Source organism: Sphingobacterium sp. Lzh-3 (genome assembly GCF_046764375.1).
In the GTDB taxonomy this organism is placed as follows: domain Bacteria; phylum Bacteroidota; class Bacteroidia; order Sphingobacteriales; family Sphingobacteriaceae; genus Sphingobacterium.
Window position 1 is genome coordinate 299,864 of the sequence record NZ_CP177226.1, and the last position, 16,544, is coordinate 316,407.

General features: G+C 41.6%; 9 protein-coding genes. All 9 read left to right on the plus strand.

Annotated elements, in window-relative coordinates; all coding sequences use genetic code 11:
* Nucleotides 1-3: 3 nt before the first annotated feature.
* The 9 genes from ACLCDV_RS01245 (at nt 4) to ACLCDV_RS01285 (ending at nt 16,537) form a co-directional block, all read left to right on the plus strand.
* On the plus strand, nt 4-1,791 hold the full coding sequence (locus ACLCDV_RS01245) for an HSP90 family protein (RefSeq protein ID WP_411972740.1): 1,788 nt from the start codon (nt 4-6) through the stop codon (nt 1,789-1,791).
* Between the two features lie 98 nt (nt 1,792-1,889).
* Nucleotides 1,890-2,951: a hypothetical protein gene (locus tag ACLCDV_RS01250; protein ID WP_317668762.1), complete on the plus strand. Its 1,062-nt coding sequence runs from the start codon at nt 1,890-1,892 to the stop codon at nt 2,949-2,951.
* 113 nt (nt 2,952-3,064) lie between these two features.
* Nucleotides 3,065-3,538, plus strand: coding sequence for a hypothetical protein (locus ACLCDV_RS01255; RefSeq protein ID WP_286727815.1), 474 nt, complete (start codon nt 3,065-3,067; stop codon nt 3,536-3,538).
* 304 nt (nt 3,539-3,842) lie between these two features.
* Entirely contained in the window at nt 3,843-4,577 is a 735-nt protein-coding gene (locus tag ACLCDV_RS01260; RefSeq protein WP_317668761.1) for a hypothetical protein, read from the plus strand.
* 37 nt (nt 4,578-4,614) lie between these two features.
* Nucleotides 4,615-6,192, plus strand: coding sequence for a signal peptidase I (gene lepB / locus ACLCDV_RS01265; RefSeq protein WP_317668760.1), 1,578 nt, complete (start codon nt 4,615-4,617; stop codon nt 6,190-6,192).
* A gap of 543 nt (nt 6,193-6,735) precedes the next feature.
* Entirely contained in the window at nt 6,736-9,813 is a 3,078-nt protein-coding gene (locus tag ACLCDV_RS01270) for a SusC/RagA family TonB-linked outer membrane protein (protein ID WP_317668759.1), read from the plus strand.
* Nucleotides 9,814-9,828: 15 nt separating this feature from the next.
* Complete coding sequence (locus ACLCDV_RS01275; protein WP_317668758.1) at nt 9,829-11,709, plus strand: RagB/SusD family nutrient uptake outer membrane protein; 1,881 nt, start codon at nt 9,829-9,831, stop codon at nt 11,707-11,709.
* A 142-nt stretch (nt 11,710-11,851) separates the two neighbouring features.
* Nucleotides 11,852-13,792, plus strand: a complete 1,941-nt coding sequence (locus ACLCDV_RS01280; protein ID WP_411972741.1) for a 7TM diverse intracellular signaling domain-containing protein — start codon at nt 11,852-11,854, stop codon at nt 13,790-13,792.
* Between the two features lie 9 nt (nt 13,793-13,801).
* Nucleotides 13,802-16,537: a glycoside hydrolase family 2 TIM barrel-domain containing protein gene (locus ACLCDV_RS01285; protein WP_411972742.1), complete on the plus strand. Its 2,736-nt coding sequence runs from the start codon at nt 13,802-13,804 to the stop codon at nt 16,535-16,537.
* The last annotated feature ends 7 nt before the right edge of the window (nt 16,538-16,544 follow it).

A 16,544-nucleotide genomic window follows, 5' to 3' on the forward strand; every position in this document is an offset into this window, starting at 1 on the left:
AACATGCAAGAAGAAAAATCCTATTCCTTTCAGGTCAATCTGAAAGGAATGATCGCACTGCTCTCAGAGCACCTGTATAGCGATCCCAATACATTTATTCGGGAACTGCTTCAAAACGGCGTGGATGCAATTACAGCATTGAAACACTTGGATGAAGAGCATCAGGGTAAAATAACGATTGAGCTGCCAGGCACTGAACAACCGAAGTTTCTGTTCAGCGATAATGGGATAGGCCTTAAGGAGACCGATATTCACCAATTTTTGTCGGTTATAGGCGAGAGTTCAAAGAGTAAAGACATTAAGGATGCTCAGGATTTCATAGGTAAGTTTGGTATTGGACTGCTTTCTTGTTTTGTGGTCAGCGATGAGATCGTTGTGGAAACAAAATCTGCTCTTGAACAACTGCCTCTACGTTGGACCGCAAGAGCTGAAGGGGACTATAAAATCGAGCGTCTGACTGAAGATATTCCTGTCGGAACACGGGTTATCCTTAGTCCTAAAAAGCAATTCAACTATATTTTTGAAGCGGATTATTTTGAGAAAAAAATCAAGTTTTATGGAGATGCGCTGCGAGAAACCATTTCTATTGTGGTAGGAGGTGACGAAAAGATCATCCATAAAGAAGAACCCAAATGGCTCGCTCCATCGATTTCAAAGACGGAATTGCTTGCTATAGGCAAAGATCTCTTTCATGTCAACTTTTTAGATGCAATTCCATTTGAAACGACGGCGGGAAAGGCAAAGGGGGTGTTGTATATTTTACCTTTCCGTACACAGTTTAGCAGCAAGCAGCGTCACCGTATCTACTTGAAGCGCATGTTTCTCGCTGAAGAAGATCAGTCTATTTTGCCAAATTGGGCATTTTTTGTCCGGATGCTTGTCAACACAGAGGAACTTAGTGCCACCGCCTCACGGGAGTCTTTGATGAAAAATGATCTACTACGGCAGGCTCGAAAGGAAATAGCTGTTGTGCTGAAAACGTACCTGCAGCAGGTGAAGAAGATCGATTTCGATATATATATTCGCATTATCCAAACTCATTATCTCCACTTGAAAGCTTTCGCGCTCGAAGATCCGGACTTTCTAGAAATATTTTTGGCTGATATTCCGTTTGAGACCAATCGCGGACAACGAAGCTTTCAAAATATCATTGATCATCAGCAACAGCTCTATTACTGTGCTGATTTTGAAGATTTCAAACAGATTGACCGTATGGCCGATACACAGGGGATGATTCTTGTGAATGCGTCCTACACATTTGATACCGAGTTGCTCCGCAGGATCAAACAAAAATATCGCGACTATAAGATAACAGAGATGTCGCCCAATCAGCTTTTGGAAACGTTTCAGCCGATTCATGAAGATGAGCACAATCACTATGTTTCTTTTCAGAAAGAAGTGCAGCGCATTTTAGACGATTATAGCTGCGTCCTTGAAATTAGACGGTTTAAACCGATTGATACGCCGGCTATTTTTACAAAAATGGAGCAAAATAATGTAGAGAATACGATTAGCCAATTAAAGGAAAATGCAAATCCTTTTGCGCAGGTACTTAAGACATCGAGGCCGAATAAGATCCAGAATACGTTATGTTTAAATGCTGACAATGCGTTGATCAAAACACTAATGGATATAAAAGATGTCTACATGCTTCGTTCAGTTATGGAAGTGCTTTACGTGCAGGCGCTAATTTTGGGCAAGTACCCTGTCCAGGAGCGGGAAATGAAGGTCATGAATGAGGCCCTGAAAAGCCTCATCGTCATGGGGCTGGATAATTTTGTGAATCTTTAAAGCGGTTGAGTATACTCCACCGCGTACGGATTTCCTTTTATTGCATAGAAAATATATTAAAAAGTAAATATACTCAAAAAAAAAGAAGGAGTAATTAGATGTATACACTTAAAATTCAGAAACTTCGCAATCAGATTGCACGAGTAGACAATACCTTGGAAAAGGTTAACCTGTTGACACAGGCTATTCGGATTGCAGATGAAAATCAAGATATTGAATGGGGTTATGACCTTCGCTTAGATTTAATCAGCGAAGAGATAGACCTTGCTTTTTCAACCGAATCATTACCGGCATTTGCGTGGATATTACAGGCTTACGACGAAAATCCTGAACTCTTTAATGAAGAAGACTTCTTGTGGCAATACAAATGGATGATGTCCGAATTATACGATAATCCTGCTGTCAGCCGTGAGCAGATTGAAGCGGCTTTGCGCGACTTTGAACAACGATTGATCCGCAACGGTTATGGTAAGCGTGCCATATACAATGAGGAGCTGAGTGATGCGCTGGCGCAAAAAGATATTGTTGCCATCGAGCGCGCATTGAAGAACGTAAATGCTATGCAAAGAGATGACATGAGCGATTGTGAAGCCTGTGAAATGGATGCAGAAGTATCAGCAACACTATTACAGGATGGCTATAGCCCAGCAGTCGATAAAGCCTTACCTTTAATTGAAGGCCAGTTTACCTGTTCGCATGTCCCTTTGCGTACGGCCGTGAACCTGGCATATGAAGGTCTTAAACAAGGTGATACTGAACAGGCCGATAAAATGGCGCAGCTGGCAGAAAAGGAGGTGTTTAAGAAAGAAAAGGATTCCGCAATTTTGATTTCGGCTATTAAACTAGCAACCTATTTTTCCTATACCGATACGGGTAAAGCCAAGGAATGGATCGAACGATTTTTGCCTTGGGCCGATGGTCCCGACAATCGATCCATGTTTCAGTTGGCCTGCTATATCTGTGAAGCCATGCGGAACTTTGGCCCTGATGAATCTTTTATGCTTGAGCTCGGCAATCAGCACAATCTTTTTCAGGGGAAAAATATTTACACCGCAAGCGAATTGGCTAATCACTATGGGAAACTGGCGGATCAACTCGCCGACCGCTTTGACCAACGTAATGGCAATCACAACTTTCGCAATCAGTTAATGTCCCTTTAGCATGGAATGGCTGCAGAAATCCCTGATTTCCGTGATGAAATTCAGTTGTGTTGAAGGCTATCTTTGTGTAAATGAGCATTAAATACTGAAATGTAACAACAAAATAGATCAATATGATTAAACAATTTATTACGGGCATGATGACCGCAGCGGTTCTGAGCCTGTCAAGTTGTAGTTCGGGAGAAAAAGATCCTGCAGCGTACAACAATTCAATTATTACCGTGATCAACAGTAGTGAAAAACATGTGACAGACATGAATGCCGCCATGAATGGCTCCGATTATTCTAAGGCTGAACAGGTGCGGGCAGATTGGGAGAAGTCTTTAAATGACGATATCAAAAAAGTAGAGGAACTTGGTGATTTCAAGGGTGATGCGACATTCCAAAAGGCGGTGCTCGATGGGCTGAACGGGTATAAAAAAATTGTTACGGAGGATTATCCAAAATTGATTGAGCTTCGAAAAAATAAAACACCCGATGCAGCTAAAGAATCCGCATTGCTTGATAATATTAATAAAGCATTTGAAAATATGAGTAATGGGGTCAATCAAGCATCCACAGCATTTGAAAGTAAATATAAAAGTTAATCTTTTTGCATAAACAATAAGCAATCAGTTAAGCCACATCAGCAAAAAATGATGTGGCTTTGTTTTTTGCAGTACAGCTGTTGTTGCTTGAGAAATACGGCTGTATTGACTGTATTATTAGGGATCGTTTTTAGGGATCTTAAAATCTTTGCACGATATTGTAGGAATGCCCTAGCAAAACAAAATGCTAACAAACGTTAAAACTCCGAAGGCCGAACTTGGATTTCATATTTTTATGTAGCTTTACCTTACGTGTAGTAGCGCATGCCATGGGATTTAAAAATAGTGCAAAACAAATGTTCAAATGAAAGCCATATCAATTTTAACTGCTGTGTTTTTTTCTTGCTTCGCCAATATACTAATGACAGCTCGTGCACAGGAAGCCGCAAAAAAATTAGATTACTTAGTTTTAATGAACGCAGATACCCTTTATGGGAAAATCACCTCCATCAAGGATCACAATCTCAAATTTGAAAATCAACAGAAAGAGAAGCTAACGTTTGCCCCCGGCCAGGTGTTTCGTGCTTACTGGGAATCTAAAAGAAAAGTCTATGCACCTTCCTATGTCGAAAATGGCTTGGAGCCCGTTCAGGGAACTTCACCACAGGTATTTCAAATAGATAGAAATTATACGGAGGAGCCAACTTTTGCCGAAGTGTTGGTGGATGGAGAAATTATGGTTTATTACGTGTCTAATTTGAATCTCGGAGGTGGCGGAGGAATGATGTTTGGTACTGGTGGAGGTGGTACAATGTTATCCATTGGAGTCAGTAAGTCCAAATATGCCTATGCATTAAAAAAATCAACTGGTGAAGTGATTGAAATAAATAGCAACACAAATGGACTTTTTAGTAACAGTAAGAAGAAGCGGACTATCGCTTTAGGGCGTTTGATCAATGACGAACCGGAGTTATTCGCAGAATTTGAAAAGGAAAAAAAGTATGATTATGATCTTTTTATAAAGTACCTTATGCGCTATAATGAGATCCAATCTTCAAATGCCTCTTCAGAGGGAAAGAAGAAACTGTTTATTTATTAAGATCTTATATTGACTAATACTGCAATTAAACGAATTTATGATACTTACCATCTTTATTGTATTGACTATAGTCGCAGCCTACGGTTTTTGGTTGCTATTTGAAAAAGCAGGGCGCAGAGGCTGGGAGGGAATTGTTCCTCTTTATAGCCAGTGGATCCAATCGCGCATTCTCGGCAAGAAAACCTGGCAACTTATCCTGTTGTTTGTTCCGATTGTCAATGTTTTTGTCTTTTATAACCTCTACCTCGATTTTATTCATTGTTTTGGAAAGAGAAGGTTTTGGGAAAACTGTGCTGCAGTATTGGTTCCGTTTATTGTACTGCCAATTTGGGGTAGCGATAAAAACGTGCAATTTCTGAATGGTCTTTATGCCAAAAACCTTAAAGCTGCAAATGAGGCAGGTAAGCTGATGACAAAGGACTCTGAACTGGGAATTGCGCATGAATCGTATATAGATTATAAGAAAAAATACCCCTATAAAAAATCGATGGTGCGTGAATGGGCGGATGCGATTGTTTTTGCGACGGTAGCTGCAACCTTGATTCGCGGTTTTTTATTGGAGGCATTTATGATTCCTTCGGGGTCTATGCAGCAATCTCTTCTCATTGGTGATTATCTTTTTGTCAGTAAACTGAATTATGGTCCTCGTATTCCTAATACGCCTATAGCATTTCCTTTTGCACATCATACGATGCCATTGATAGGAGGAAAAGCGTTCTCCGAACTCATTAAAATTCCTTACAAACGATTGCCCGGATTTCAAGAAATAAAAAGGAATGATGTGATCGTTTTTAATGCACCTGCCGGCGATACTGTTGCAGTAGAAAATCAAGACTCGCCCTATTATGACCTGGTGCGTAACATGGGACGTGAAGCAGTACATCAACAATTTACAATTCAGACCCGTCCAGTGGATAAACGCGAACATTTAATTAAACGCTGCGTGGGAATGCCTGGGGATAAAATCAGCATGACAGAAGGAGTATTGTTTGTGAACGACCAACCAGGTTTTGTAGCTCCAGAAAGTCAGATGGATTATACCGTGATAACCGATGAGACAGGTCTGGACGAACAGCGTCTGAAAGATATGGAAATAGAAGTCTCTTTAATTCAACCCGGAGTTTACCTAATCTTTTTAACAAAAGACCAGGCAGCCATGGTGAAATCTTGGTCCAATGTCAAATCCATGCAAATGAACGTTCAAAAGCCGGGAGTGGCTCAGGCAAATACTTTTCCGAATGATCCACAATACAAATGGAACTACGATAACTTTGGGCCATTTGTTATTCCAAAGAAAGGAATGACTGTGCCTTTAAATACGCAGACTTTACCACTCTATGCTCGTGCAATTCAGGTCTATGAGCATAACAAACTCGAGAAGAAAGCTGACGGATTATATCTAAATGGCCGTAAAGCAAATTCTTATACCTTTAAAATGGATTATTATTGGATGATGGGAGACAATAGACACAACTCGCTTGATGCCAGGGACTGGGGATTTGCTCCTGAGGATCATATTGTCGGAAAAGCATTATTTACCTGGATGAGCTGGAATGCAAATGGCAATGGGCTTTCCAAAATACGATGGAATAGAATTTTCAAAGGTATCCATTAATAAAGAAAGCATTCTCGCCAGCACTATTAATTCCACCTAGACTACCTGTACGGGCAATTGATTGATGATATAGTATTTCAATAGATATATTCAAGCAGAATCCCCTCAAATTTTTGAGGGGATTCTGCTTGAATAACCATAAGGATTGATTCTTTTTATTTTTTAATGCATCGAACCTGAACGGCTGCATTTTGATTGAGTGATGCAATTTGCGTGAAGCATCGCAACAATTCCTTTTGTGGCTTATGTTTTTCTCGCGAGCGCTAAAAATAATAAGCTCAAATGGCGGACAAGAAAAATCAAAAAATATTGCTTGTTGATATACCGTATTAATAATCACTATTTCCTTTCAATATAACCTGTGTAGATCAATCAGTTAAGGATGTTGTTACTTGGGATTTAAGTGTATTATTATTTTTTATAACTATCTAATTTGCAGTGCTTTACACTTTATTTTAGTTGTTTTTTTGATTTGATCGAATTAATTTAGCTTCCATAAATAACCCAATTAACAATTATTTGAACGCTAAATTTCCATAAATTATGGCCAAACAATTAACGCTCCTGATTACAAGTGTACTTGCATGTACCTATATGGCAAATGCACAAAATCGGACAGTCAGCGGTACTGTAGTGGATAGCCAAGGGAAGCCAATTCCACAAGTATCTATCAAACTGAAAAATCGTTCTGGGGGAACGACAACGGATGACCAGGGGAGGTTCTCTATTGCTGTCTTTCCTAAGTCTACGCTTGTATTGTCAAGTGTGGGCTTTCTGAATAAGGAGCAGGACGTCGATGGACAGACAACGTTGAACATAACCATGGACTCGGGCAATACCGAATTGACCGAAGTTGTTGTCATCGGTTATGGAACCGCTTCCCGAAAGGATGTCACGGGCTCCATTGCAAGTGTAAAAGCTGAACAGCTTGAAAATGAGAATCCGCAGAGTGTTGCGGATCTGCTAAAAGGGAACATCGCAGGTCTGAGCGTTTCACAAAATACTTCTGCGAAAGGAGGCGGAGATCTATTGGTACGTGGTAAAACCACGCTCAGTGCCTCGACTTCACCATTGATCGTATTGGATGGGATCATCTACAATGGGCAGCTTTCTGATATTAACCCCAATGACATACAGACCATAGATGTCCTGAAGGATGCGAGCTCCTTGGCTGTTTATGGTGCTAAAGCTGCTACAGGGGTAGTTGCCATTACCACCAAAAAAGGAACAAGCGATAAACCCGTGTTGACGGCGAATACCAACTGGGGATTAGCTACTCTAGCACGTAATCAACGTGTTTACGATGGTCCTGGTTTTCTGAAATGGCGAGCGGATGTGGGAAGAGCTGGTGGTACAAGGCCATCCTATTTTTATGACGATCCGCTTAACCTCCCTTCCGACGTGACATTTGATCAATGGCTTTCCGGGGGAAATAAAGATTTGGATCCAGTAGATATTTGGTTAGATAGGCTTGGTCTAGTGGCGAATGAAAAAGCCAACTACATGGCGGGTAAGACCATAGATTGGTACGATGAGATCTTTAGAACAGGAATTCGTCAGGATCATACGGTAAGTATGAGCGGAAGAAAGGAAGATGTCAATTACTACATGTCGGTTGGGTATAACAAAAATCAAAATCTGATCGAGGGTGGTGAATTCAGTACATTTCGGGCGCGATTGAATCTCGAAGGTAAGGTGACGAACTTTCTGCGTATGGGGGCCAATGTGCAATATGCTGATCGCGACGAAGGGGCAATTGAGGCCGACTGGGCACAGTTAACAAATCTATCGCCTTATGGTGATAAATACAATGCGGATGGTACATTAAGAAGGATTCCGACCGATGATAGCGGATTGAATGCCCGTAATCCTTTTCTAAATATGACCTACAATGACCGGATGAACAAGCAGAATACCCTTTTTGCAAGTCTCTTTGCAAAAGTGAACTTGCCTTTTGGTATTACTTATCAGTTCAACTTTAGTCCCGGGATTGATATGTATCGTACCTTCAACCATAACTCCTCAGCAAATCCCAATGTGACTATTGCTGGTGGCTCGGCAAGTCGTGATCAGGAAACGCGTTATAATTGGCAAATCGATAATCTCCTGAAATGGAACCGGAAATTTGCTGAAATCCACAGTGTGGATGTAACCCTTTTGGCAAATTCTGAAAAATATCAAACTTGGTGGACGCAGGCGGCAAATCAAGGTTTTGTCCCCGGGGACTATCTTGGCTATCATAATCTGGCCAGTGGTAATCTGCCTACCGTTAATAGCGAGGATAAAGTATATACCGGGGACGCCCTGATGGCACGGGTTAATTATAGTCTTATGGATCGCTATAATTTGACCTTATCGGTGCGTAGAGACGGTTACTCGGTGTTCGGCGTCAATAGTAAGAGAGCGACTTTTCCGGCAGTAGCTGGAGCCTGGACCTTTTCCGAAGAATCGTTTATGAAAAATCTTTCCTGGCTAAATTTCGGTAAACTTCGACTTTCATATGGTATCAACGGTAACAGGGATCTTCGTAATCCAGATAATGGAACAGTGGATCCTTATGCCGCTTTATCGCAACTGACGGTCAATAAATACCAGACCGTCGATGCCAACGGTACACCGGCTGAGGTCAATACAGTAGTGGTCGGTTCGCGAATGGGAAATGAAAATCTCAAATGGGAGCAAACCACCTCACTCAATGCAGGATTGGATTTTTCAATTTTCAAGGATCGAATCAGCGGCTCAGTAGATGTGTATAGTAAAAGGACAAATGATCTATTGGTTAAACAAACGCTTTCCAGTGTATCAGGCTACCAGTTTGTTTATTCCAACTTGGCTGAGGTGAAAAATAAAGGACTCGAAGTCAGTTTGACAAGTCGAAATATTGTCGACGGAAATATCAAATGGAACTCCAATTTTATTCTCTCCTTGAACCGAAATAAGATTTCACGTCTTGCAACACCAAATAATGACCCCGGCAACGGTTGGTTTATAGGACAGGATATCGATGTAATATGGGATTATAAAGTATTGGGCGTATGGCAGGAAAATGAGGTCGAGGAGGCTAAAAAGTATACAAAAGCAAGTATACGTCCCGGCGATTTCAAATTGGAAGATGTGAACGGCGATTATGTCTATAATGATGAAGACAAGCAATTTATAGGTTACACTTCGCCACGTTTTACTTGGTCCTTACGGAATGAGTTTAACTTGTTCAAGAACTTCGACTTTTCATTTCAGTTGATTTCTAATTGGGGTCAGAAAAAACAATTTAATCAGGCGAAGAACAATCCCGGAAGTGTGGGCTTTATGCGTTCAACGTCTTACGTTCAACCGTATTGGACGCCCGAAAATCCGAGCAACGACTATGCGCGCTTAGGAAGCGGCGCGAACGGAACAAGTTTCAATGTGTATTGGAAAAATAGTTTTATACGTCTGAACAATATATCGCTGGCCTACTCTCTGCCGAAACCGGTATCAGAACGACTTAAAGTAAGAAACCTGAAAGTATATATGAACGTCAACAATGCTGCGGTATATGCACCGGTTTGGAACTATTGGGATCCACAGAACGACGGTCCTACGCCGCGATATTATACACTAGGTTTGAATGTATCTCTTTAATTAAAACGAAAGAAAATGAAGAAAATAAATATAAAAGTAGCTGCCGTTTTCGCATCAATCACCTTGTTGGCTGTCCATGGATGCAAAAAGAGCTTTTTGGACTCCGATCAGCTATCGCAGTATTCTCCGGATAATCTAAACAATGTCGATGCCCTTAAGGGGGTGTTGAACGCTTTGGGTAAAGCAGCCCGGGGCGAATTTTTTGGTGATGCTGCTCCCATGTTGACCGAATCGATCTTCTCGGATGTTGCTGTGGAAGGAACTACAGACAAAGCAACACCGGCGCAGAACCTTGTTTCGTTGATCACACCAGATGCCAACCTCAATAGTGATGACTTCAATAAAATTGGTTGGTATTGGACCAATTTTTTCGCTGCAGTCCGGTCTGCTAATACAGTGATAAGTAATATCGATCGCCCAACATATAGTTCAGAGGCTCAGAAAAATGAAATTTTGGGTGCTGCTTACTTCTACCGCGCTTATTTTTACTATCGATTGGTGCACGAATTTGGCGATGTACCGCTACAGTTGAAAGATCTTTCGGCTCCGAAATATGATTTTTACTCAACCAAAAGAGAGGTTATTCTGAAAAAGATGAAAGAAGACCTGGAGTTTGCGCAGCTTTGGGTTAAAGATGGTGTTAATAAAGGGGAAGTGACAAATGGGGCCGTCAATCACCTGTTGACAAAAATAGATCTCGCATTGGGAGACTTTGACGGAGCTATTGCTGCTGCCAGTAAAGTGATTGACGGTGGTAAATATACCTTGATGAAAAACCGCTTTGGTAGCACCGCGGCAGACCAATCTAAAAATGTCGTATGGGATTTACACCGCATGGACAACAAAGCAATCCCTGCAAATAAAGAGGCTTTATTCCTGGTGATTGACCGACAAACGCTGCAAGGCCGTACGGATCTTGGTTCTCAGTTGATGCGGAATACCGTTCCAGCTTGGCATTTTGCCAACTTAAAAATCCCACAAGGCGGACTGCAGGCCATTGTGGATGCTGTGAGTGCAGAAATCCCGCTGACACGGATGTATGGTCGTGGCATTGGTCGTTATCGCGGTACTTATTACAGTACCAAAGAAATATGGACAGATCAGACAGATTACCGTCATGCAAAGGGAATGTGGATGGATATGACGGATCTTGTTTACAATAATCCGGCAATCAAAGCTTCAAAGGACCCCGAAATCAGTAAACTTTATGGTCAGCCGATCCAGCAGTTTACAAAAGAAAATATCAACAAAGTGTTTACCAATGGTTCGTTGGATACTATTCGTCACTGGTTTGGATGGCCCCATTATAAGGTTTTCATCAATTCAACCAATCAATTCGCCGAGGATCCAAATTGGAATCCGCCGCGCGGAACAAACACGGACTGGTATGTCTTTCGCTTGGCCGAAACCTACTTGTTGCGTGCAGAAGCCTATGTATGGAAGGGCCAGCAGGCACAGGCTATGGCAGATATCAATGCCGTTCGGGGAAGAGCAAATGCTGCGCTACTGCAAAATGCGACAAAAGTTACCATCGGTACCGTATTGGATGAAAGGGCAAGAGAACTCTTTTGGGAAGAAGCACGTAAGTCAGAGTTGACACGTATTGCTTATATTTTTGCGCAGACCGGTATCCCGGCTTATAATGGCAAAACATATAGTATGGCTAACTTCTCGCAAAGCAATTTCTTCTACGATCGTATTATTGAAAAAAATTCCTTCTATCGCGATAAGGTTCCTACTGTACAGGGGGTGCATTATGAGATTGCGCCATACCATGTGCTGTGGCCTGTACCTGCATCGGCACAACGGTTTAATACCAACGGGATGATCAATCAGAATCAGGGTTATGCCGGCGCAGAAAACAATGTGCCGCCGCTCGATAAGATTGTTGAATAGCTGCAGTTGTCAGGTCGTAAATGAGGACTATAAGCTTTCTGATAATTTTGTTATTTTGACCTTCTAAAACCGGATAGGATCCGTATCCAAATACGAATGCCTATCCGGTCATAAATAACCAAAAGAAAGAAGTAGACGAGCTATGTATACTGTAGAAAGGATGAAAATACGCGGATTTGCGCTATTGTTATTGTTATTCCAAATGGGTTTGCTATTTGGTCAAAAGCCTATTGCGCTATCGCCCGGTACAGCCGAGCATATTTTTAAGACCACAGAAGTATACTATATCGAAGATAGTACCAATGCCCTGTCATTTGCAGAAATAAGATCACCGGAACATGCAGAACAATTTAAACCTAATGAGCGATACTATCCCAAAAATTTCAACCGGTCCTCAACGTATTGGTTTAGGGTGCGAATGTCTTTTGATCAACACCTATCCCATGACCGGATTATCGAGCTGTTCGATCAGACTGCCGACATGGTGGAGGCATTTATCCCAAATGGAACGGACGGTTTTGTCCATTATCGGGCCGGCGCTTCGATCGATTTCGAGAATAGGCAGTTTATGCACAAGAATTTTGAATTCCTAATTCCTACATTGCAGAAAGGTACTTACGAGGCTTATTTTAAGGTACGATCAAGACAGATGGTCAACGTAATTTTGGTCTATCGTACCCTAGATCGTTTTGTTCAATATACGCTGACTGAATATTTTACGTTTGGTCTGTTCTATGGGATGATTATTCTGTTTAGTTTCAATAATTTACTCATGTATTTTGCTGTCAGAGGACGCCAATACCTGTATTATGTCCTCTATATCTTGTGTGTAGGATTATACGAGATGTCTTCGGATGGTATCGCTTTTCAGTATCTATGGCCCGAAAATCCTTGGTTCAATCAATACGCAACAGCAGTTTTTGTCTGCTGTGTTAGCGTTTTTGCGTTGTTATTTACGAAATCCTTACTGCATGTAAAACAAAAAGAGCCTAAATTGAATCGTTTGTTGGATCTGGTCATTATTTTAAGAATCGCATTCTTTCTGTATTGTTTAGGTTTTAACCAGAACTGGTTTATCTACAAATTTGTTGAGATTGTTCCATTGTCAGTTGCCTTTATTTCGGGGATATGGCTTTGGAAGAAAAACTATCGTCCAGCCCGGTATTTCGTGCTTGCTTATACGTTTCTTTTCCTCGGCTTTGTGTTGAAAGTAATCTATGTATTGGGCTATGCGCGTTTTCTGCCCAGTTCGATCGGGCATTATAGCATCACATTTGGCTTTGTACTGGAGATGACTTTTCTCTCATTCGCAATTCATGATAAAGTTCGGCTCTTGAAAAGCAAGAAAGAGCGGGCACAAAAGAGAGTCATTGAACAGATGCAGATCAACGAGAAACTCCAGGAGAAGCACAACAGAGATCTTGAACGGAAAGTGCAGGAACGCACGCTGGAAGTGATGCAGAAATCAAAAGAGCTGCTTGAAAAATCCGAAATTATTAACGATCAGAATCGCGAACTGAAAGAGATGAATAGCCTATTATGGGCTCAGTCGGAAGAAATTGGCCGCATGAACCAGTTGTTGACAAAGGATAATAAAAACCTACAGACCAATATTGAACGGATTACCGATGATCGGGTGCTTTCCAAGGAAATGAATTTTGAAGAATTTGGGGTAAAATATCCAGATAAGGAGACCTGTTACAAGGTCTTGTCCGATTTGAAATGGAAAAAAGAATACCGTTGTATAAAATGTGGGTACGATAACTATTGTGCCGGTAAAACACCTTATAGCCGAAGGTGCACCAAGTGTACCTATGAAGAATCTGTGTTGAACAATACGATTTTTGAAAATGTACGGATTCCAATTAATAAAGCCTTTTATCTGGTTTATCTCGTGCATTTCCATCAGGGCGACATCTCTTCCTATAAGCTTTCGCAGAAATTGGGTATTCGGCAGAGTACCTGCTGGAATTATGCAAGCAAGGTAAAAGACATCCTGACAACAAGCGGTAAAAAACATAAAAAAAATGAAAAATCAGGTTGGACAAGATTGGTGCTGCAAGCGCTAGATCGACCAACATAAATGCGATACATGAATATAATATTTAAACAATTCATCAACCTAGGCTATATAGCCTGTCTATTTTTCTCTTCGAGCGTACACGCGCAAACCGTACTAGATGGAAGAGTTTCAGTTGATTTCTCGTCAAACTGGAAATTCAGGAAGGAGGAAGCTTCCACAGACCGTATAGCTAAACAAAAACAACGGGAACAGATTGTTGATCTACCGCATACCTGGAATATAGCTGATGTCATGGACGATAAGCCGGGCTATTATCGCGGTGCTACTCAATATCACAATATCCTCTATTGGAAAACCGCCTGGCAAAATAAACGAATAGTGCTTCATGTAGGGGCCGCCAATCAGGAGGCAACCGTATTTGTGAATGGTAAACAGGTGAAAGCCCATATTGGTGGTTATACGGCTTTCAATGTCGACATTACAGACGATCTCAATCGAAGAGTAAATGGAAAAAATACGATAGTGATGCAAGTCACCAATCGCTTCAATCAGGATATCGCGCCATTAAGTGGCGATTTTACTTTTTTTGGAGGTATTTACAGAAAAGTGTCTTTGCTGCTGTTGGATCAGATCCATTTTGCAGATCCTGTTTACGGAAGCAGTGGTTTGCGCGTAAATGCAAAAGTCGATTCCGGAGAAAATGCAACAATTCATCTTGATGGAGCTATTCAGAATACTTCAGCATCACAACAAGCTATTGTGATTGAAACTACGCTTGTGGATGCCGATGGAGTGGCGGTAAAAAAAGTACAGCAGAAAGAAAATCTAAAACCTCATTCACAGCACAATTTTCAATTGAATATAGCTGAAATTGAGCATCCAAAATTGTGGTCGCCAGACTTGCCGTACTTGTATCGTTTGATAACGCGGATTTATAATTCCAAGGGCCGACAGCTGGACCAGCTGGATAATTCCGTTGGTTTCCGCTGGTTTTCATTCCATCCCGAAAAAGGCTTTTTTTTAAACGGAAAATCACTAAAATTAGTAGGAGCCAGCCGACACCAGGATTTTAAAGGTATGGGCAATGCGGTTCCCGATAGCCTACAGGTACAGGATCTTGTGAAATTAAAAGCGATGGGCGGTAACTTCCTGCGTGTGGCACATTATCCGCAAGATCCTGCCATATTGAAAACCTGTGACAGCTTGGGCTTGTTGGCATCGGTGGAAATTCCGCTTGTAAACGAGATTACCGAAAGTTCAACTTTTGCAACCAATAGCTTTCAGATGCAGAAGGAGATGATTAGACAATATTTTAACCATCCGAGTATCATTATCTGGGGCTATATGAACGAAATCTTTCTTCGGCCCCATTTTCCAAAAGATAAAGAACGTCAGGAAAAATATTTTAAATCAGTGGTATCATTGGCGGAAAAACTGGAAGCACTCACACGAGCCGAAGATACTACACGCTATACGATGATCGCCAATCATGGAAACTTTGATCTCTATCATCGGACGGGACTAACAAAGGTTCCTATGCTTGTGGGCTGGAATTTGTATCCGGGCTGGTATGGTGGCAAAATTGCAGATTTTGGTAAGCAGTTAGAACATATTCATCAACAGCTGCCCGAGAAACCCTTATTGGTAACTGAATATGGAGCAGATGCCGACTATCGAATACATTCGGATAAACCAGTTCGTTTCGACAAAAGTATTGAATATGCTATTCGGTACCATCAGGGCTATCTCAATGACATCCTACAGAAAGCATTTGTCGCTGGCGGGGTGGCATGGAATTTATCCGATTTTAATTCGGAGACCAGGGAGGAAAGCATGCCACATATCAATACCAAAGGTTTGCTGACCTGGGAACGGAAAGCGAAGGATAGCTATTTTCTATACCAAGCTTATCTCAAGAAGGCCCCTTTTGTAAAAATAGGAGGTACTTTTGGAAAAAAATGGGCTGTAAGGACTGAGCCGGACCGGGCATTAATAGGATCCGGATGGCTAAAGCTGCCCATATTCAGTAATGCTGATTCGGTGGAACTCCTGCTGGATGGTATGTCGTTGGGCGTAAGCAAGCCTGTGGATCGGATGATATTATGGCCTGTAAACCTAAGCCGTGGATCACACACTTTGAAAGCCCAGGCTTTCCATAACGGAAAATTAAATTCCACCGATGAAACGGTAATGGATTGTGAGGTATTGCCCTATGATCTGAAGAAGGATAGTGACTGGCAAGAACTCCGCATCAATGTTGGCGACAATCGAGAATACGTAGATTCCCTGGGAAATCGATGGTTCCCAGATCAGCCTTATGAAAGGGAAAGCTGGGGTTATTTAAAGGGCGAAAAATATCGTCTGAAAAATACGGGCCGTGAAAATCTGGGGACCGATGTAAATATTAGCGGTACAGGGGATGACCCGCTCTTCCAGACACAATTGAAGGGACTGGAATCCTATCGATTTGATCTGCCTAATGGCAATTACGAGGTCGAGTTATTTTTTGCCGAATTGGATGGCCCGAATAACAAGGAAAACCTCTTATATGATCTTGAGCAGCGAGAGAAGAAACAGGAGCAAAAGGGCATGGATCGCGTTTTTGACATTCGGATTGGAGACCACGCGCTTGCTACGGATTTAAATGTGTTGCGTGAAGTCGGGGCTTTTAGCGTGCTTCGTCGAAAATTTCCAGTGAAAGTGCACAGCGACGGTAACTTGGTGATTTCCTTTATTCCTAAGAAAGGTGAACCGATGCTGAATGCGATCCGACTTAAAAAGATAAACCAGTCAGTCAACCCATAAAACATGA